The sequence below is a fragment of the Sulfitobacter sediminivivens genome, from assembly GCF_042611115.2.
Classification (GTDB): domain Bacteria; phylum Pseudomonadota; class Alphaproteobacteria; order Rhodobacterales; family Rhodobacteraceae; genus Sulfitobacter; species Sulfitobacter sediminivivens.
In genome coordinates, this window is record NZ_JBHGAR020000013.1 from 101,250 (window position 1) to 118,299 (window position 17,050).

Below are 17,050 nucleotides of genomic sequence, written 5' to 3' on the forward strand. Positions count from 1 at the left end.
GCATGGCCCGGCCAAGGAGAATTTTGTGAACGACGACAAGAGCGTGATCAGCGCCAAAAACCTGGACCTTACCTTCGAGACAAACGATGGCCCGGTCCATGCGCTCAAAGATGTGAACCTCGACATTGCGTCGGGCGAATTTGTCAGCTTTATCGGGCCGTCGGGGTGCGGCAAGACGACCTTTCTTCGGGTGATGGCGGACCTTGAACAGCCCACGGGGGGGCGCGTGCAGGTGAACGGCGTCAGCCCGGAAGAGGCGCGCAAGGCCCGCGCCTATGGCTATGTATTTCAGGCGGCCGGGCTTTATCCCTGGCGGACGATTGGCGGCAACATTCGGCTGCCGCTTGAGATCATGGGCATCCCACGCGCGGAACAGGCAGAGCGTGTTGCCCGGGTCCTGGATTTGGTTGAACTGGGGGGATTTGAAAAAAAATACCCATGGCAATTGTCAGGCGGCATGCAACAGCGCGCCAGCATCGCGCGGGCGTTGAGTTTTGACGCTGATATTCTGTTGATGGATGAACCGTTCGGCGCACTTGATGAAATTGTCCGCGACCATCTGAATGAGCAACTGCTGAAGCTCTGGGACCGGACCGGCAAGACGATTGCGTTTGTGACCCATTCAATTCCCGAAGCAGTCTATCTGAGCACCAAGATCGTGGTGATGAGCCCACGGCCGGGAAGGATCACGGACATTATTGACAGCCCCTTGCCACGTGAGCGCCCCTTGGACATTCGCGAAACACCAGAGTTCCTGGACGTGGCGCACCGGGTGCGTGAAGGGCTGCGCGCGGGACATGGCGATGAGTAGGAAAGTCAAAGCGGCCCAGATGGTCATGGACACCCACTCTCACCCGGGTCCGCTCCGCCGTTTGTTTCGGGAGGCGAGGTCCCGCTTCATCGTTCACGGCCATCGGCTCACCAGCCTGTACCGCAGAGGCAAGAGACCGCCCAATTCTTTCGTTGTTCTTAAAATACACAAGAAACATCACCTGAGGCGGCTGCAGGTATTTGTGTATTTGTGGAATAATGAAAAAGGGGCCATCGCATGATCCGCAGTGTTGTTCCTGTCTTGACTGTTGTCGGATTTTTGCTGGCTTTTTGGTACGCTGCAGCGGTTTGGCTCAATGCGCCCTGGGCCTACGACAAGACGACGCGGTCTGGTGAGGTCCTGACGACGCGAACGCTGATTGCCGATACATGGTCGCAGGAAAAACCCAAGCTGCCGGCCCCGCATCAGGTGGCGGGGGAAATTTGGGACACCACGGTTGAGAAGAAGATCACGTCGAAACGATCATTGATCTATCATTCCTGGGTGACGCTCAGTGCGACTTTGCTTGGCTTCGCCCTAGGCACCGGTTTGGGCATATTGCTGGCTGTGGGTATCGTCTTTAACCGCACCATGGACATGAGTGTGATGCCTTGGGTCATTGCCAGCCAGACAATTCCGATCCTTGCGATTGCACCGATGATCATTGTGGTCCTCAATGCTGTGGGCATCTCGGGTTTGCTTCCCAAAGCGATGATCAGCATGTATCTGTCGTTCTTCCCGGTGGTGGTTGGCATGGTCAAAGGGCTGCGATCGCCGGATGCCATGCAGTTGGATCAGATGCGCACCTGGCATGCCAGCAAAGCGCAAACCTTTTGGAAATTGCGCCTGCCTGCCTCGATGCCATATTTCTTTACATCGCTGAAAATTGGCATGGCGGCATCATTGGTTGGCGCAATCGTGGGTGAGCTGCCAACGGGTGCGGTCGCGGGGCTCGGGGCACGCTTGCTGGCAGGGAGCTATTACGGTCAGACCATCCAGATATGGAGCGCGCTGATCATGGCGGCGGCATTGGCGGCTGCACTGGTGGGGATCATCGGGATTGTGCAACGGATCACGCTCAAGCGGATGGGAATGGCATGATGGGTTGGTTGCTGTTTGCCATTCTGGCGTGGCTTGGCGGTATGGCCGTCAACATCCGGCTTGCGCGCAGAAAACCAACCCGCTGGTCGGGTCTGGCTGCACCTTTTGTGTTTGGCCTGACCCTGTTGGCGGTTTGGGAAGGCGTGGTGCGCGGTTTCGCGATCAACCAGGTTTTACTGCCCGCACCATCCGTTATCGCGGTGCGCTTTGCCAACTCACTGGATATCCTCTGGGTCGATTTTGTGCAGACGGTTCTCAAGGGGGCAATGTCTGGCTATGCCATCGGCTGTGGCGCTGCGTTTCTCATCGCAGTGATGATCGACCGGTTTCCGTTCTTGCAGCGTGGGCTGTTACCTGTAGGCAATTTCGTGGCTGCCCTCCCGGTGATCGGCATGGCCCCGATTCTTGTCATGTGGTTCGGTTTTGATTGGCAGTCAAAGGCGGCAGTTGTTGTGGTCATGGTGTTCTTTCCCATGTTGGTGAACACCGTGCAGGGGCTGCAGGCGTCGGATGCGATGCAGCGTGATCTGATGCGGACCTATGCGGCGGATTATTGGCGCACATTGTTAAAGCTACGTTTGCCTGCAGCAATGCCCTTTATCTTTAACGGACTCAAGATTGGCACAACGCTTGCCTTGATCGGGGCGATTGTTGCGGAATTTTTCGGCTCTCCGATCAAAGGTATGGGGTTTCGCATCTCAACCTCTGTGGGACAGCTTGCGCTTGATCTCGTCTGGGCCGAGATTGTGGTGGCAGCAATTGCGGGCTCTGCATTTTACGGTGCGATGACGCTGATCGAAAAGACTGTCACATTCTGGCACCCAAGCCAGAGAAGTTAGCTATACTGAAACGACCAACCTGAGGGAGATAAAAAATGAAGAACATCACCAAAATCGCGGCTGGGGCCGCACTGGGTCTGTGGGGGACGTTGGCGCATGCTGCAGACGATGTCACGCTGCAACTCAAATGGGTCACGCAAGCACAGTTCGGCGGATATTACGTCGCACTCGACAAGGGGTTCTACGAAGAAGAAGGCCTGAATGTCACGATCAAACCCGGCGGGCCGGACATCGCGCCGACCCAGGTTCTGGCGGGCGGCGGCGCTGATGTGACTGTTGAATGGATGCCTGCCGCCTTGGCCGCTCGGGAAAAAGGCTTGCCGATGGTGAACATTGCGCAGCCGTTCAAATCGTCGGGGATGATGCTGACCTGTCGCAAGGATGCAGGTGTTACCACGACGGATGATTTCAAAGGTAAGACGCTTGGCGTCTGGTTTTTTGGCAACGAATTTCCTTTCCTGAGCTGGATGAGCAAGCTGGGCATTCCGACCGATGGCAGTGATGGCGGCGTGACCGTTCTCAAGCAGGGTTTCAATGTGGATCCGCTGTTGCAAAAGCAGGCCGCTTGCGTATCGACCATGACCTACAACGAATATTGGCAGGTCATTGATGCGGGCCTTTCGCCTGATGATCTGCAGGTCTTTAAATATGAGGATCAAGGTGTCGCAACACTGGAAGATGGTCTTTATGTCTTGGAAGACAAGCTGGCTGATCCGGCGTTCGAAGACAAAATGGTCCGCTTTGTGCGTGCGTCCATGAAGGGCTGGAAATACGCCGAGGAGAATCCGGACGAAGCGGCAGATATCGTTCTGGAAAACGATGCGTCCGGGGCGCAGACCGAAAAGCACCAGCGCCGCATGATGGGCGAAGTGGCCAAACTCACAGCGGGCAGCAATGGCGCGCTGGTTGAGGCAGATTATGAACGCACGGTGGAGTCACTGCTGTCTGGCGGATCTGATCCGGTAATCTCAAAGGCACCCACGGGCGCGTGGACACATGCGATCACGGACAAAGCGCTGAACTAAAGCTGCGTTTGCTCAATTAGAAAGGGCCGGTGAAAACACCGGCCCTTTTTGTTTGTCTGACCATCATATCAGAGAACGGTGACAACCGTCCCAACCGGCACGCGGTTATAAAGATCAATTACATGTTCATTCAGCATGCGGATACAGCCATTGGAGACTGAACGGCCAATTGTGTTGGGCTGGGTGGTTCCGTGAATGCGGAAATAGGTATCCCTGCCATTCTGGAAAAGATAAAGCGCGCGCGCACCCAGAGGGTTACCGGGCCCGCCGGGTTGGGCATCGGTATTGCCGATGAAGCGCCTGTAAGCGGCCGGATCACGTTCGATCATCTCGTCTGTTGGGCGCCAGGTGGGCCATTCTTTCTTGACCTGAATGTTGGCGGTGCCAGTGAATTCCAGACCGGCTTTGCCGACGCCGACGCCATAACGAATGGCTTTGCCGGGGGCGGTGACATAATAAAGGTAATGGCTGCGTGGCAAGATCAGCAATTGGCCCGGCTGGTACTGACGTTTGATCGAAACCTCACGCGGGGTCGGATCATAAGCGGCAGATTGAGCGGAAACGAGTTGGGGAAGGGCAGCGGCGGCCAGGGTGGAGGCCAAAAATGTACGGCGGCGCATATAATGCTCCATAATGATTGATTGCAGATACCGTTATTTTCACTTGTGATGTTTGCAGATCAACCCGTCGGCGAAAAAAAACCGACCACTGTTGCACAGTGGTCGGTAAACTTCTCGTGTAGACCGGACGCAGGGCCCGGTCAGAAGGCGCTTAGGCCAGTGCGATGTTTGTCGCAGATTCGCGACCATCACGGCCAGCTTCGATGTCAAACGTCACTTTCTGGTTGTCGGCCAGACCTGTAAGGCCAGCGCGCTCAACGGCTGAGATGTGTACAAACACGTCTTTGCTGCCGCCATCTGGTGCGATAAAGCCGAAGCCTTTTGTTGTGTTAAACCATTTTACGGTGCCAGTAGCCATATCCGTAGTCTCCATTTTAATGCCATCCGCGTAGGTGCGATGGCTCGGCGTTTTCGGTCGTAGTTCGAAGTCGTGACGCCGTATTAGGGAGACAGTGGGTCGAAATAGTGTACCGTTGCAAGGTTTGATATGGCACTTCAGTGGGATTCGTTCAAGGGCTGCGGGCAGTTGGGCGATTTTCGGCTGATTTTTGCGGATCAGGCGACACGGCCCTTAGGCTCTTGTGCGCGGTCTGGGATCATCGCGATGATGATGACCAGTGCTGCTGTGGCGCAGCCTGACACCATGTAGACCGCGCAGGCAGAGGCGAAGCTGGCGTCGAAGGCCAATAGCGAAATCAGGAAGCTTGTGAAGCCAATGATTCCGCCAAGTAGTACGCCGATGATTGCCATGTTTCAGATCCTCTCCCCAAGGTTGATCCATTAAGAGTGGAGGAATAGGGCGGATTTATGGCTTCGGTGCGGCTTTAGGCTGTCAGGGGTGATTTGTTCAATTGCACAAGGATACTGCGCTTCTGACCCGTGGCAGTGGGCCCCGCAGGACATGCTGTCTTTTTAAGCAAAAAAGGGTTAAGATAGAGCATGTTGACAAGGACTGGAGGATACCATGCGCTATGTCACAATCACCACCTGGGAAATCTCGGACGGCACGGATTATAATGTGTCATTACACGCGATTGAGAAAAAGCGCTTGCCCGCGCTCAAGGCGTTGGGGGCGAGCCGCGTAACCGTGGTGCGCACCAGCGACCGGACATCTGCGGCGATCACCGAATGGCCGGACAAGGCAACGCGGGATGCGGCCGAACTGAAAATAGACGAGGTGCGCAAATCGGTTCACCGCGAGGATTTGACCCGGATGACCGGCGAGATGAAGGGCGAGATTGTCGCTGACGTTTGAGGGGCTTGGGCGCGGACTGTATCACGTCTGTTTTGCGTCGGTACCCAGCGTGCGCCGTGTTTGGTGTGGGTTAACCCGGATCGGTGAGCATCGTCAGACAAAATGACGGAGCGCACCATGGGCCAAAATATGACGACCCCCCGCATCAGCAAATCTGAGCGTATCGCCCGCGAGCGGTTCACCTATCACATGTGGCGGCTGACCGGGGATCTGGGTCTGAGCGATTATGAGGTACGTGAGAACGTGCCGGACGCGTGGCACAGCATTGAGCAGGACATTGATTGCGAGGAGCCGAAGGAAAAGGTGACGCTGTATCTGGACCGGTCGGTGGCGCCGTGTTTCAAGGCGATGGGCAAGGGATATCAGGCGCGGATCAATCGGTTGTTGCAGACGTGGTTGCAATTGCGGGCGGCGGGGATGTTGGAGACGGACCGGGCCCTGCGCGAGCGGATGACGCAGATGGATAAGGGGCGGGAGGAGCGGTGAGGGTTTCTTGCTGAAACGCCCCGCGTTTCTGCCGCGTCTGCGTGTCAGCGTGTACGCAGTGGGTGCGTAAGCTGGCAGCATATTGTGGAGCAATGTGCGAGAAGCCCCGACCGTATACCGAACTGTTATTGCAAAGCATTCTGCTGAAACGCCCCCGCGTTTCTGCCGCGCCCGACCGCCCCCATGGGCGGGCGCGTTTCACGCCCCCGGGGCTTGTAGCCCTCTACGGCCTGAAAAGGTCCACTGGACCTTTTGCAAGACGGCCTTCGACCCGCGGTCAGGTGCCGATTGTCGCTTCTCTAATCAACTCGCTACTTCTACCAATCAGTGAATTGCATAAGATTCTCGATCATAACAATTTCTACAACCTGCGCTTCTCTCGCCCTCAACTTTTTTCGCCACCTTACCTCAAGTTCTTCCGCATCATCTGTGTGAATTCTGGAGACTATCCTTAACTGCGCTTTATTGTTTAAGCCGATGAGGCGATTGAGGTGCATATCCCCGCCGCCGTATCCAAAAAGAGTAATGTTTTCGGCATCTCGGAGTAGTTCATCTAACTTCGCCCAATATTGGCTAAGTATCTGGGAGTTTTCGATTACGGAAGGTTTGGAGTCAGCATTCGTCAGGACGATATGGAAACTGTTTTCGCCCATATATTCCGCGAGTCTATCCCTAGTTAACTTTCTAGGCATACCATCTCGGGTAACAAAGAGCGGCGATCCGTGTAGGTGTAGGAACCAACCTTCTGTCTTTGGATCAAACCATTTTTCCTGCTGTGTGAAATTAAGATCTCCCTTAAAGAAGCCATCACGAAGAAAATGTTTCTTGAAGACTGGTGTTCCAGTAAATGCTTCATAGAGTAGGTCGTCATAGTTAAGCGTAACAATGTCAGGCCCGTTCGCGCAAACGAACTGTCTTAATGGCTCGGCAAACTCTTGAGGCAGAAAAAACTCACCACGATGAAAAAGACTTGCGGCGTGATGAAAGTAACGTCGAATAGCTACCGGAAAACTTCCTCCACGTTCGGTTAACCATCTTTGTCCAGCATCTTCAGCTTCAAATTCCTTTATCGTGTCGCAAGCATCCAGTACTCTTTGCAGGTCAGATAGCTCTTCTTCTTTTGTTGGAGCTACCAAGTCGTCTTCAACAACACCACCTTCAAGGCAGGCACAAATCAATGCACGCTGTGCATCGTCAAGAATATCTTCGTTTTCCCAAGATGATTGTAAGACGCGCTCTAATGAAAAAAAATCGTTGTCTAAAGATCGTCCGAGGCCATTGCCGAATAGAATAACATTCCTTGTCATAGCTAACCCCAAGAATTACTTAATGTTTCACCCATACAGGATTTTACCATGGGTAATTCTACTTTACCGAGTGCGAACGCGCCCGCAAGAGCGGACGCTGCCTCGCACCCGTTGAATTTACTTCGTAAAGTTCAACGTTAACGAACGAATTTCTTATGCTTCAACCGCTTCGGCTCCAGCGCATCCGCGCCCAACCGCCGCTTCTTATCTTCCTCATAATCCTCAAAATTCCCCTCGAACCATTCCACATGCGCCTCGCCCTCGAACGCCAGAATATGCGTACAAATCCGGTCGAGGAAGAAACGGTCGTGGGAAATGACCACGGCGCAGCCGGCGAAATCGACGAGCGCGTCTTCCAAAGCGCGCAGGGTTTCGACGTCGAGGTCGTTGGTCGGTTCGTCGAGCAGGAGGACGTTGCCGCCGTCCTTCAAAAGCCGCGCCATGTGGACGCGGTTGCGTTCGCCGCCTGAAAGCTGGCCAACCTTTTTCTGCTGGTCGCCGCCTTTGAAGTTGAAGGACGAGCAATAGGCGCGGGAGTTCACTTCGGCGTCGCCAAGCTGGATGATTTCCGCGCCACCGGTGATCGCTTGCCAGACGGTGTCGTCGGGCTTGAGGTCGTCGCGGGACTGGTCGACATAGCTGAGATCAACGGTATCGCCGTATTCGATGGTGCCTGCGTCGGGCTTTTCCTGACCTGTCAGCATCTTGAACAGGGTTGATTTACCTGCACCATTGGGGCCGATGACACCGACGATGGCACCGGGGGGCAGATCAAAGCTGAGGTCTTCGATCAGTTGTTTATCGCCCATGTGTTTCTTGAGGCCGTTCACCTCAATCACCTTGTTGCCAAGGCGCGGACCGTTGGGGATGACGATCTGGGCGCGGGACAGCTTTTCGCGCTCGGAGACCTCGGCCATCTCATTATAGGATTTGATCCGGGCCTTTGATTTGGCCTGGCGGGCCTTGGCCCCCTGACGCATCCATTCAAGTTCGCGTTCCAGCGTTTTCTGTTTGGATTTGTCTTCGCGGGCTTCCTGGCTCAGGCGTTTTGCTTTTTGCTCTAGCCAATCAGAATAGTTGCCTTCGTTGGGGATGCCTTTGCCGCGATCCAATTCCAAAATCCAGCTGGTGATGTCATCAAGGAAATAGCGGTCGTGGGTGACGATCAGGATTGTGCCTTTGTAGGCCATCAGGTGCTGTTGCAGCCAGGCGATGGTTTCGGCGTCAAGGTGGTTGGTCGGTTCATCAAGCAGCAGCATATCGGGCGCTTCGAGCAGAAGTTTGCACAGGGCGACACGGCGCGCCTCACCCCCCGACAGATCGGAAATTTTGGCGTCATCGGGGGGGCAGCGGAGCGCCTCCATGGAGACGTCGATCTGGCTGTCGAGGTCCCAGAGGTCTTCGGCGTCGATCTGGTCTTGCAGTTTGGCCATCTCATCGGCGGTTTCGTCGGAGTAGTTCATCGCCAGTTCGTTGTAGCGGTCAAGGATCGCCTTTTTGGGGGCCACGCCGAGCATGACGTTTTCACGCACTGTCAGGCTTTCATCAAGCTTGGGTTCCTGGGGCAGATAGCCGACCTTGGCCCCTTCGGCGGCCCATGCCTCGCCCTGAAAATCCTTGTCCATTCCCGCCATGATTTTCAGCAGCGTGGATTTACCGGCACCGTTGACGCCGACCACACCGATTTTCACGCCGGGCAGAAAGTTCAGGTGGATGTTTTCAAACAGCTTCTTGCCGCCGGGGTAGGTCTTGGACACACCAGACATGTGGTAAACGTATTGATAAGCGGCCATGGGTTCGTTCCGATCTGGTCAAAGGGGGTTTTGCCCTGCAATATCGCGCCAATGGGACAAGATCAACGCAGAGCTTTGGGGCGGATTTTCATCGGCGCGTTAATTGCGCTGTGGGTTGGCGCGTGCAGCATGGCCGTGCAGTTGGCCAAGCCGCCCAATTTGTATCTGGATGGCAAGAATTATCCCGACACGCTGGTGCCGCCTGAGTTGCAAGTGGTGTCGCCCCCGATCTTTTACATCACGGATCGTGAACCTGAACGCGAGGATGGCCGGGTCACCGGATATGGCACGGACCGTTCGGATGCGATGGCCTTTGGTGCGGCTGAGGTACAGTTCGGCGCGATGGACTGGCGGGATCTGGTGGCGCGCACCCATGTGGATCGCGCAGGCAAACTGTCGCGGTTGGATGTCAAAGGTCTGCGTGAAGTGGTACGTTTCAATGATACGCCCTTGGCTGACGAACGGCGTGATGGCGGGTTGCGGGTTTTGCCGCAGACCGAGGCTGAGTATAGCACGCAGACCAAAGTGTTTCAGTCAGCGATCAGGGACGAGGTGCGCCGCACGGGCAATGGCCGGGTGTTGGTCTATGCCCATGGTGTCAGCAACAGCTTTGAGGATTCTCTGCTGACGCTGGCCAATCTGTGGCATTTTTCGGGGCGACGCTCGACGCCGATCGCCTTTACGTGGCCCGCTGGGAACAATGGGTTGCTGGGTTATTTCAGGGACCGGGAAGCAGGAGATTTCAGCGTCTACCACGCCAAGGAGTTTCTGCGTATGATTGCGGAAATTCCGGAAGTTGAGGACATTGATATTGTCGCCCATTCAAGGGGCACGTCAGTGATGACAGAAGCGCTGCGTGATATGGTGATCTTTAACCGGGGTCGGGGTTTGGCCCCAAAAACCGCGATGAAAACCGGCACGTTAATTCTTGCCGCACCGGATCTGGATGTCGGGGTCGTGCGTCAGCGACTGTTGTCTGAGCGGTTCTCGGAAGCCTTTGAACAGGTGAATATCTATGTAAACCCGGATGACATTGCTTTGCGGTTGTCATCCTATTTGACCAAACATCCGCGCATTGGCGCGGCAGAAGACGAAGATTTCAAGCCCGGCGAAGTTCAGAACCTGCGCAAACAGGGGTTGATACACATCATCCGGGTTGAAGAAACGGCGAGTGGTGACAGCCATTCCTATTTCAGGGGCAATCCTGCGGTATTGTCAGATATCGTTTTGGCCTTGCGGACCCGCGCGTTTCCGGGTGGGACGCTTCGCCCGCTGGAGGAAGACCCTGATTTCATCTGGCGGCTGCATCCGAATTATCCATTGGAGCGCCTGCCGGAGATTGAGATCGAGTCGCTGCGATGAGTGAGCTTCATGCCCTCATCGCAGGGTATGCGCAGCCCGGTCGTGTCGAGGCGATATTACTGCGGCCTGAACGGTTGGCGGTACCTGTTTCAGTTACCTGCGCTGACATTACCGAGGATGGGATCGTCGGAGATCATGGACGACCGGGCAAGCGCGCGGTGACGTTGATACAGGCTGAACATCTGCCTGTCATCGGAGCAATGTTGGATCAGCAGGCAATTGATGCATTGGTTTTGCGGCGCAATCTGGTGATCAGCGGGCTTAATCTGAATGCGCTAAAGGGACGCCAGTTGCAGATTGGGCAGGCAGTTTTGGAGATAACCGTCATCTGCGCACCGTGCAGTCGCATGGAAGCGGCGCTGGGGCCGGGTGGGTATTCAGCGATGCGGGGCCATGGAGGTTGGTGCGCCAATGTGGTCAAGCCTGGAGAGATAAAGCAGTGCGACACTGTGACGCCTTTGGCAGTTAAGCCGAATCTCAATAGCCACGCGTAAATTTTCGAAATCACTGGGTATTTGCCAAAAAAAGGTCGAATAACCTTTCAGGAGGTCAAAAAACAGTCGATTTCTTGTTCACCTTCTTGTTACGCTCATCACAACCTGTGATGAGTCTGATCACATCAGTTCATTGTAGGGAGGGACGCCGAAATGCGTTTGCGCCATTTCAGGTGCGCGCGGTATCGGTGAAAAAACAGGAAAAAAACATGTCAAAAACCACAATTGTTGTGGGTCTGGACGGGTCAGATGCAGGCGCGCGCGCACTGGATTTTGCCAAGGCTCAGGCCAAACTAATCGGCGATTGCACAATTGCCATTTGTTACGTGATCGAATGGTCGCCGTTTTCATTCCAGACTCCAGAGGAAAACGAAATGCGGCACAAACGCCGCGAAGAGGAATTGAGCATGGCGCGCGAGCGCGTGTTGGACCCTGCGGTGAAAGACACCGAAGCAGCAGGTCACAAGGTCGAAGGGATCATCAGGCACGGTGATGCGGCTGACATCCTTGATGACATAGCGACCTCGCACAAAGCGTCGCAGATCGTGGTGGGCCGGATCGGCGCGCGTGGTCTGAAAGAGCGCCTGTTCGGTGGCGTTACCGGACGGCTGGTTGCCGCTTCGAGCGTCCCTGTAACAATCATTCCTTGAACCTGAGGTGAGCAATATGAAACGATATATCAAGACGGGGATGGCCGCTGCGGCGTTGAGCATCCCCACGATGGTGGCGGCCCAAGAGGCCATGACCATGGATGAAAAGATCAACCAGACCTTTGCCAACTCGACTGGCTGGTTCGTGAACCTGATCTTTGCTCCGCTACCGGGTACCGCGTTCCCATGGATCGTGTTGTGGCTGGTGGTCGCGGCAAGCGTGTTCACTATCTATTTCGGCTTTATCCAGCTGAAGGCATTTGGTCATGCGATCAGCCTTGTGAAAGGTGATTATTCCGATCCCAACGACGCGGGTGAGGTCAGCCACTTTCAGGCGCTGGCAACAGCGCTGTCGGGGACTGTGGGTCTGGGCAATATTGCCGGGGTTGCGGTTGCTGTCGGTATCGGCGGGCCGGGGGCCACTTTCTGGATGATCCTTGCGGGTCTGCTGGGCATGGCGTCCAAGTTCACCGAATGTACGTTGGGTGTGAAATACCGCAATGAATATCCCGACGGCACGGTTTCAGGTGGCCCGATGTACTATATGTCGAAGGGTTTTAAAGAGCGCGGTCTGCCGGGCGGCAAGTTCCTGGCGGTGCTGTTTTCGATCTTCTGTATCTTGGGTGCGCTGGGTGGCGGCAATATGTTCCAAGCCAACCAAGCACATGCGCAAATCTCTGGCATCCTGGGTGCTTATCCTGGATGGATCACCGGCATCGTGTTTGCCGCCGTGGTGTTCGCCGTGATTGTCGGTGGGATCAAGTCCATTGCGCGGGTCACTGAAAAAGTCGTCCCGTTCATGGGTATCCTATATGTAACAGCGGCTCTGGTTATCCTGATTGTGAACTTCGAGCATATCGGCGACGCATTCGGCCAGATATTTACCGGCGCATTCACCGGGCTTGGTGTCGCGGGCGGCTTTGTCGGCGCGTTGATCCAGGGTTTCAAACGGGCGGCGTTTTCGAACGAAGCCGGTGTTGGTTCGGCGGCGATTGCGCACTCTGCCGTGCGCACCAAGGAGCCGATCACCGAAGGTGTGGTATCGCTGCTTGAGCCGTTCATCGATACAGTTGTGATCTGTACCATGACGGCGTTGGTGATCACCATTTCCGGCATGCTGATTGTCGATCCGGCAACGGGTCTGTTCCAGCTAAACGAAGCTGGAACCGGTATCGCAACTGTTGGTGATGTATCGGGCGTGTCCCTGACATCGGCGGCGTTTGCCACCGGGTTCAGCTGGTTCCCCTATGTGCTGGCGATCGCGGTGATCCTGTTCGCGTTCTCGACGATGATCAGTTGGTCCTACTACGGCCTCAAGGCCTGGACCTATCTGTTTGGCGAAGGCAAGACCACCGAGTTGGTGTTCAAGCTCATCTTCTGCGTCTTCATCGTGATCGGTGCGGCGGCCAACCTCGGCCCTGTCATCGACTTCTCGGATGCGGCAATCTTTGCGATGGCGGTTGTGAACATCACGGCGCTCTACTTCCTGATGCCGATCGTCAGACGTGAGATGAACAGCTATTTTGATCGCCTGAAATCAGGTGAAATCAAGAAGCATGTGAAAGTCGCTTGATCTAATCAAGATTGACAAAGGGCGGAGATGCTCGTTTGAACGGCCCCTAAGGCAACTTGGGGGCCGTTTTTTTGCGCCATCATTTTCCATATGCGGCACCGGGGCAGGTGATTGGCCTGCTGGGCGGATCATTTGATCCGGCTCATGCCGGTCATGCGCACATCACCCGCGAAGCGCTCAAGAGGTTTGGGCTGGACCGCGTGTGGTGGCTGGTTTCGCCGGGTAATCCGTTGAAAAAGTACGGGCCAGCGCCATTGGGCAAGCGGATGGCCCATGCGCGTGACGTCATGCAGCACCCCCGCGTTGAGGTCACGGACATAGAAAACCGGATCGGGACGCGGTACACGGCGCAGACTCTGGCAAAGTTGCGCGGGCTTTACCCGCAGGTGCGGTTTGTGTGGTTGATGGGTGCCGACAATCTGGCGCAATTTCATCACTGGCAGGACTGGCGGCAGATCATGGAAACGGTGCCGGTGGGCGTGCTTGCCCGACCGGGACAGCGAATATCGGCACGGATGAGCCGGGCGGCAGCGCTTTATGCGCCTTACCGCATTGCGGGCCGACATGCACAATTGCTGGCACATGCAAAGGCACCTGCGTGGTGTTTTGTGAATGTGCCGATGGTGGATGTGTCGTCCAGTGCCATTCGTGCAGCGGGCGCTTGGTCCGTGTAACCGGGCAGTTGCGCGGGTGTGACCAGGCCGCAAAAGCACAAGGCCGGAATCATGGTGGTCCGGCACCAAAATGTGATTTGCGGGTGCTTGTGGACGGGTCCGAGGTACGGTTTAAGTTGTCCTCATGAGCAATGGTTTGTCACGCCGCATATCGCGGCGATTTTTCCTGGGGTCGGTGGGTGCCAGCGCCGTGATGGGGTCGCAGGTTTTTGCGGGACCACCAACGGCGTCCTTGCGCCCGGTGATGCGCGGTAAAGAATTCTATAAGCGCGCGGTGCGCAGTGCCGAAGAGATCATTCGATCAGAAAAGTTGTCGGGGCAGGTGGCCTTTGCGGTGGCGGATGCGGGCACCGGGCGGTGGTTGGAGTGTGAAAACGAACGCGAAGGCACGCCCCCGGCGAGTGTGACCAAAGCGATTACAGCGCTTTATGCATTGGATACCTTGGGTGCGGATCATCGCTTTACGACCCGGCTTTGTGCGACAGGGGGCATCGTCAATGGGGAGGTTCAGGGGAATCTCATCTTGATTGGCGGTGGCGATCCAACGCTTGATACAGACGGTCTGGCAGATATGGCGGCAGAGTTGAAGGCCAAGGGCGTACGCAGTGTGAAGGGCGATTTCAAAGTATATGAGGCGTCTTTGCCGGTGCTGCGCCAAATTGATCCTGAACAGCCGGATCATGTGGGCTATAACCCTGGCGTGTCTGGCATCGCGCTTAACTACAACCGGGTGCATTTTGAATGGAAACGGGCAGGTGGTGATTACGCCGTCACCATGCAGGGCCGCACAGAGAAATACCGACCCGCTGTGATGATGGCGGGGATGCAGGTCAAAGACCGCAAGACACCGATCTATACCTACGAGGATCTTGCGGACCGGGACAATTGGACCGTTGCCAAGGGCGCGCTGGGCACGGGGGGCGCGCGGTGGCTGCCGGTGCGCAAGCCGGGTCTTTATGTTGGCGACGTTTTTGCCACGCTGGCGGGGTCACAGGGCATCAGGCTGGGACGGGCCCAGATGATTGCGGAGCTGCCAGCCGGGACGTTTGTCGTGACACGCAAAAGCGGCGAGCTGCGCGGCATTCTGCAAGACATGCTGAAATTTTCGACCAACCTGACGGCAGAGATGGTCGGGCTTGCCGCGACCCAAAAACGCATCGGTGCGGTTGGGAGTTTGCGGGCATCGGCGGCCGAGATGAACCGGTGGGCGATCGCATCGCTGGACATGGTCGCGCCGAAGCTGGTGGACCATTCGGGACTGGGCGATGAAAGCATGGTCTCGGCGCTGGATATGGCGAAGGCGCTGCTGAAAATGCGCGACACCGGGTTGCGGCCAATCCTCAAGCAATTCGTGATGCGGGACGAAAAGGGGCGTCCGAATGACAGTCACCCGATTATTGTGAATGCCAAGACCGGTACCCTGAATTTCGTCTCTGGTCTGGCCGGGTATATGACGGCCAAGGACGGAACGGAGTTGGTTTTTGCCATCTTTGCCGCGGATGAGGCAAAGCGCGTGAAAATCAGCCGCGCGGACCGTGAACGCCCCCCCGGTTCCCGGTCGTGGAATGGGCGGGCCAAACGCGTTCAACAGGCGCTGATTGAACGCTGGGGTGTGATGTACGGGGGGTGATGGGGTTGGGGCAATGTCTGGTTTGAGGCGGTTCCAGACATTCGTGCGTCTTTATGTTAAGCTCTTTGCCTGTGTACAAATGCAAGGGAGTGACATGTGATGGTTGCCGAAGCGACACAGCAAGAACTTGAGGCTGGGCGCGGTTATGAAAAATTGTTCGTACCGGCACTTTTTGCTTCTTGGCCGCGCCATGTTCTAGACGGTGCCGCTGTCCAAGGGAGAGCGCATGTTCTCGATATTGCCTGCGGTTCAGGTGTTCTTGCGCGCGCGGCATTTGAACGCTGCGGCCAGACTGCTCGGGTAGTCGGTCTTGATCCGGCACCGGGTATGATTGCAGCCGCAAAAGAAGTGGAGCCTCATATCCAATGGGTCGTCGGAATTGCCGAAAACTTGCCTTTTGACGATGGAACATTCGATCATGTCATCTCTCAATTTGGTATAATGTTCTTTCAGGACCGCCCAAAAGCTGTCAGTGAAATGTATCGGGTTACGAAGCCGGGCGGCAAATTGGCGGTTGCGGTCTGGCACTCTGTTGACGACAATCCTGCGTACAAAGACATCGCGTCGGTACTGGAGCAATATGTATCGCCAGATGCGGCAGACACTGTAAGGATACCCTTCTGTTTGGATGACCCGCTAAAGGTGACCCAGCTTTTTTCACAAGCCGGTTTTGACGAAGTTGCATTCGAAACAAAGCGCGAAAAGGCAGAGTTTCCAAACACCATGACCATGGTAGAAGTCGAGTTGCGGGGATGGTTACCCCTTTTTGGTATTCACCTTAGCGAGGGAAAAATATCAGAAGTCCTGACAAAAAGTGATGCTGTACTTGCGAAATACGCGACATCTTCCGGAGCGGCGGTTTTCCCGACCACGGCCTACGTCATAACTGCCAATAAGCCGGAATAGACTGCTGTTTGAAATTGACTTGAAAGCCGGCTTTGTCCTGTGTGGATGTCTCCTGCAAAGCAAGACATTTTTGAAGCCATTGGCAATTTGTCAGATACGGTCTTTTGTCCGGCCTATTCGCGCGGAGTTCAAGCCCGCTGGCCCTCCCTCTCATCGCTGCAAGCAGCGACTGCCGGGCAGTGGATGGTTTCCGCTGATCAAGCCCCCATTCTCGCAGACGGACAGTGGTCGTCCTGGACAAAGCCCGGGGTGTCTTGATGTTGCGGCTGACTTTTCGGCCATCACTTCATTGGTCTTGCTGTCTCCTTGTTCTTCGCGTTCGTTTCAAACTGTTCGTGCCATGTAGGGTTCATTTCGCGAGAGCACAGCCCAGATTACGCGCGCGGTTTTGCTCGCCATGGCAATGGCCGCCAGCTTGGCAGGCTTGCGCTGTAGGATGTCGGCGAACCAAGGATCAAATCGCTCAGGATTTTCTCTGATTTGTTTCATGCGGGATGTCATGCCAACGACCATAAGCCGTCGAA

18 protein-coding genes and 1 pseudogene are annotated in these 17,050 nt (G+C 55.7%); 13 read left to right on the plus strand and 6 right to left on the minus strand.

The genetic code is table 11. From position 1 onward, the window contains the following. Positions 1-25 precede the first annotated feature (25 nt). The 4 genes from ACEWL3_RS14050 to ACEWL3_RS14065 all read left to right on the plus strand — a co-directional run bounded on the left by ACEWL3_RS14050 (position 26) and on the right by ACEWL3_RS14065 (position 3,776). Positions 26-811: an ABC transporter ATP-binding protein gene (locus tag ACEWL3_RS14050; protein WP_386184020.1), complete on the plus strand. Its 786-nt coding sequence runs from the start codon at positions 26-28 to the stop codon at positions 809-811. Between the two features lie 237 nt (positions 812-1,048). Next, on the plus strand, positions 1,049-1,912 hold the full coding sequence (locus ACEWL3_RS14055) for an ABC transporter permease (protein ID WP_386184022.1): 864 nt from the start codon (positions 1,049-1,051) through the stop codon (positions 1,910-1,912). Further along, entirely contained in the window at positions 1,912-2,751 is an 840-nt protein-coding gene (locus tag ACEWL3_RS14060) for an ABC transporter permease (protein WP_386184066.1), read from the plus strand. Before ACEWL3_RS14055 ends, ACEWL3_RS14060 begins: the two co-directional genes overlap by 1 nt. Positions 2,752-2,786: 35 nt before the next feature. Then, positions 2,787-3,776 (plus strand): ABC transporter substrate-binding protein, encoded by a 990-nt coding sequence (locus tag ACEWL3_RS14065; RefSeq protein WP_386184024.1) that lies wholly within the window; start codon positions 2,787-2,789, stop codon positions 3,774-3,776. A gap of 68 nt (positions 3,777-3,844) precedes the next feature. Here ACEWL3_RS14065 and ACEWL3_RS14070 read toward each other — a convergent pair whose 3' ends face one another. The 3 genes from ACEWL3_RS14070 to ACEWL3_RS14080 all read right to left on the minus strand — a co-directional run bounded on the left by ACEWL3_RS14070 (position 3,845) and on the right by ACEWL3_RS14080 (position 5,146). Beyond that, positions 3,845-4,396, minus strand: coding sequence for a L,D-transpeptidase (locus tag ACEWL3_RS14070; RefSeq protein ID WP_386184026.1), 552 nt, complete (start codon positions 4,394-4,396; stop codon positions 3,845-3,847). 151 nt (positions 4,397-4,547) lie between these two features. After that, entirely contained in the window at positions 4,548-4,754 is a 207-nt protein-coding gene (locus ACEWL3_RS14075; RefSeq protein ID WP_007117950.1) for a cold-shock protein, read from the minus strand. A gap of 197 nt (positions 4,755-4,951) precedes the next feature. Next, positions 4,952-5,146 carry a hypothetical protein gene (locus ACEWL3_RS14080; RefSeq protein ID WP_386184029.1) on the minus strand — a complete coding sequence of 65 codons (195 nt, stop codon included), beginning with the start codon at positions 5,144-5,146 and terminating at the stop codon, positions 4,952-4,954. A gap of 214 nt (positions 5,147-5,360) precedes the next feature. Here ACEWL3_RS14080 and ACEWL3_RS14085 point away from each other — a divergent pair, with 214 nt between their 5' ends. Continuing rightward, positions 5,361-5,651 carry an MDR/zinc-dependent alcohol dehydrogenase-like family protein gene (locus tag ACEWL3_RS14085; RefSeq protein ID WP_386184031.1) on the plus strand — a complete coding sequence of 97 codons (291 nt, stop codon included), beginning with the start codon at positions 5,361-5,363 and terminating at the stop codon, positions 5,649-5,651. A gap of 129 nt (positions 5,652-5,780) precedes the next feature. After that, positions 5,781-6,137 (plus strand): BrnA antitoxin family protein, encoded by a 357-nt coding sequence (locus ACEWL3_RS14090; protein WP_386184033.1) that lies wholly within the window; start codon positions 5,781-5,783, stop codon positions 6,135-6,137. A gap of 317 nt (positions 6,138-6,454) precedes the next feature. Here ACEWL3_RS14090 and ACEWL3_RS14095 read toward each other — a convergent pair whose 3' ends face one another. Next, positions 6,455-7,444, minus strand: a complete 990-nt coding sequence (locus ACEWL3_RS14095; protein WP_386184035.1) for an SIR2 family protein — start codon at positions 7,442-7,444, stop codon at positions 6,455-6,457. A gap of 137 nt (positions 7,445-7,581) precedes the next feature. Further along, on the minus strand, positions 7,582-9,237 hold the full coding sequence (gene ettA, locus ACEWL3_RS14100; protein WP_386184037.1) for an energy-dependent translational throttle protein EttA: 1,656 nt from the start codon (positions 9,235-9,237) through the stop codon (positions 7,582-7,584). A gap of 51 nt (positions 9,238-9,288) precedes the next feature. Between ettA and ACEWL3_RS14105 the strand changes: the two genes are divergently transcribed. The 7 genes from ACEWL3_RS14105 to ACEWL3_RS14135 all read left to right on the plus strand — a co-directional run bounded on the left by ACEWL3_RS14105 (position 9,289) and on the right by ACEWL3_RS14135 (position 16,526). Next, positions 9,289-10,599, plus strand: coding sequence for an alpha/beta hydrolase (locus ACEWL3_RS14105; RefSeq protein ID WP_435001049.1), 1,311 nt, complete (start codon positions 9,289-9,291; stop codon positions 10,597-10,599). Then, positions 10,596-11,093: an MOSC domain-containing protein gene (locus tag ACEWL3_RS14110; RefSeq protein WP_386184041.1), complete on the plus strand. Its 498-nt coding sequence runs from the start codon at positions 10,596-10,598 to the stop codon at positions 11,091-11,093. Before ACEWL3_RS14105 ends, ACEWL3_RS14110 begins: the two co-directional genes overlap by 4 nt. 209 nt (positions 11,094-11,302) lie before the next feature. Then, a complete protein-coding gene (locus tag ACEWL3_RS14115; protein ID WP_386184043.1) occupies positions 11,303-11,743 on the plus strand; it encodes a universal stress protein in 441 nt (146 codons plus the stop codon). A gap of 40 nt (positions 11,744-11,783) precedes the next feature. Continuing rightward, complete coding sequence (locus tag ACEWL3_RS14120; RefSeq protein ID WP_386184068.1) at positions 11,784-13,316, plus strand: alanine/glycine:cation symporter family protein; 1,533 nt, start codon at positions 11,784-11,786, stop codon at positions 13,314-13,316. A gap of 71 nt (positions 13,317-13,387) precedes the next feature. Continuing rightward, the gene (locus ACEWL3_RS14125) at positions 13,388-13,990 is read left to right on the plus strand and encodes a nicotinate-nucleotide adenylyltransferase (RefSeq protein ID WP_386184045.1); all 603 of its coding nucleotides are present in this window, start codon (positions 13,388-13,390) and stop codon (positions 13,988-13,990) included. A gap of 124 nt (positions 13,991-14,114) precedes the next feature. Further along, the gene (gene dacB, locus ACEWL3_RS14130; RefSeq protein ID WP_386184048.1) at positions 14,115-15,620 is read left to right on the plus strand and encodes a D-alanyl-D-alanine carboxypeptidase/D-alanyl-D-alanine endopeptidase; all 1,506 of its coding nucleotides are present in this window, start codon (positions 14,115-14,117) and stop codon (positions 15,618-15,620) included. A 99-nt stretch (positions 15,621-15,719) separates the two neighbouring features. Beyond that, positions 15,720-16,526 (plus strand): methyltransferase domain-containing protein, encoded by an 807-nt coding sequence (locus ACEWL3_RS14135; RefSeq protein WP_386184070.1) that lies wholly within the window; start codon positions 15,720-15,722, stop codon positions 16,524-16,526. Between the two features lie 324 nt (positions 16,527-16,850). On the opposite strand, the pseudogene ACEWL3_RS14140 reads toward ACEWL3_RS14135, so the two are convergent. Beyond that, a pseudogene (locus ACEWL3_RS14140) lies at positions 16,851-17,050 on the minus strand (IS110 family transposase); the annotation flags it as partial.

Excerpts from the sequence above, each read along its gene's own strand:
- ACEWL3_RS14055 (WP_386184022.1), top strand. The coding sequence starts at position 1,049 with ATGATCCGCAGTGTTGTTCCTGTCTTGACTGTTGTCGGATTTTTGCTG.
- ACEWL3_RS14060 (WP_386184066.1), top strand. The coding sequence starts at position 1,912 with ATGGGTTGGTTGCTGTTTGCCATTCTGGCGTGGCTTGGCGGTATGGCC.
- ACEWL3_RS14065 (WP_386184024.1), top strand. The coding sequence starts at position 2,787 with ATGAAGAACATCACCAAAATCGCGGCTGGGGCCGCACTGGGTCTGTGG.
- ACEWL3_RS14070 (WP_386184026.1), bottom strand. The coding sequence starts at position 4,396 with ATGCGCCGCCGTACATTTTTGGCCTCCACCCTGGCCGCCGCTGCCCTT.
- ACEWL3_RS14075 (WP_007117950.1), bottom strand. The coding sequence starts at position 4,754 with ATGGCTACTGGCACCGTAAAATGGTTTAACACAACAAAAGGCTTCGGC.
- ACEWL3_RS14080 (WP_386184029.1), bottom strand. The coding sequence starts at position 5,146 with ATGGCAATCATCGGCGTACTACTTGGCGGAATCATTGGCTTCACAAGC.
- ACEWL3_RS14085 (WP_386184031.1), top strand. The coding sequence starts at position 5,361 with ATGCGCTATGTCACAATCACCACCTGGGAAATCTCGGACGGCACGGAT.
- ACEWL3_RS14090 (WP_386184033.1), top strand. The coding sequence starts at position 5,781 with ATGACGACCCCCCGCATCAGCAAATCTGAGCGTATCGCCCGCGAGCGG.
- ACEWL3_RS14095 (WP_386184035.1), bottom strand. The coding sequence starts at position 7,444 with ATGACAAGGAATGTTATTCTATTCGGCAATGGCCTCGGACGATCTTTA.
- ettA (WP_386184037.1), bottom strand. The coding sequence starts at position 9,237 with ATGGCCGCTTATCAATACGTTTACCACATGTCTGGTGTGTCCAAGACC.
- ACEWL3_RS14105 (WP_435001049.1), top strand. The coding sequence starts at position 9,289 with ATGGGACAAGATCAACGCAGAGCTTTGGGGCGGATTTTCATCGGCGCG.
- ACEWL3_RS14110 (WP_386184041.1), top strand. The coding sequence starts at position 10,596 with ATGAGTGAGCTTCATGCCCTCATCGCAGGGTATGCGCAGCCCGGTCGT.
- ACEWL3_RS14115 (WP_386184043.1), top strand. The coding sequence starts at position 11,303 with ATGTCAAAAACCACAATTGTTGTGGGTCTGGACGGGTCAGATGCAGGC.
- ACEWL3_RS14120 (WP_386184068.1), top strand. The coding sequence starts at position 11,784 with ATGGCCGCTGCGGCGTTGAGCATCCCCACGATGGTGGCGGCCCAAGAG.
- dacB (WP_386184048.1), top strand. The coding sequence starts at position 14,115 with ATGAGCAATGGTTTGTCACGCCGCATATCGCGGCGATTTTTCCTGGGG.
- ACEWL3_RS14135 (WP_386184070.1), top strand. The coding sequence starts at position 15,720 with ATGGTTGCCGAAGCGACACAGCAAGAACTTGAGGCTGGGCGCGGTTAT.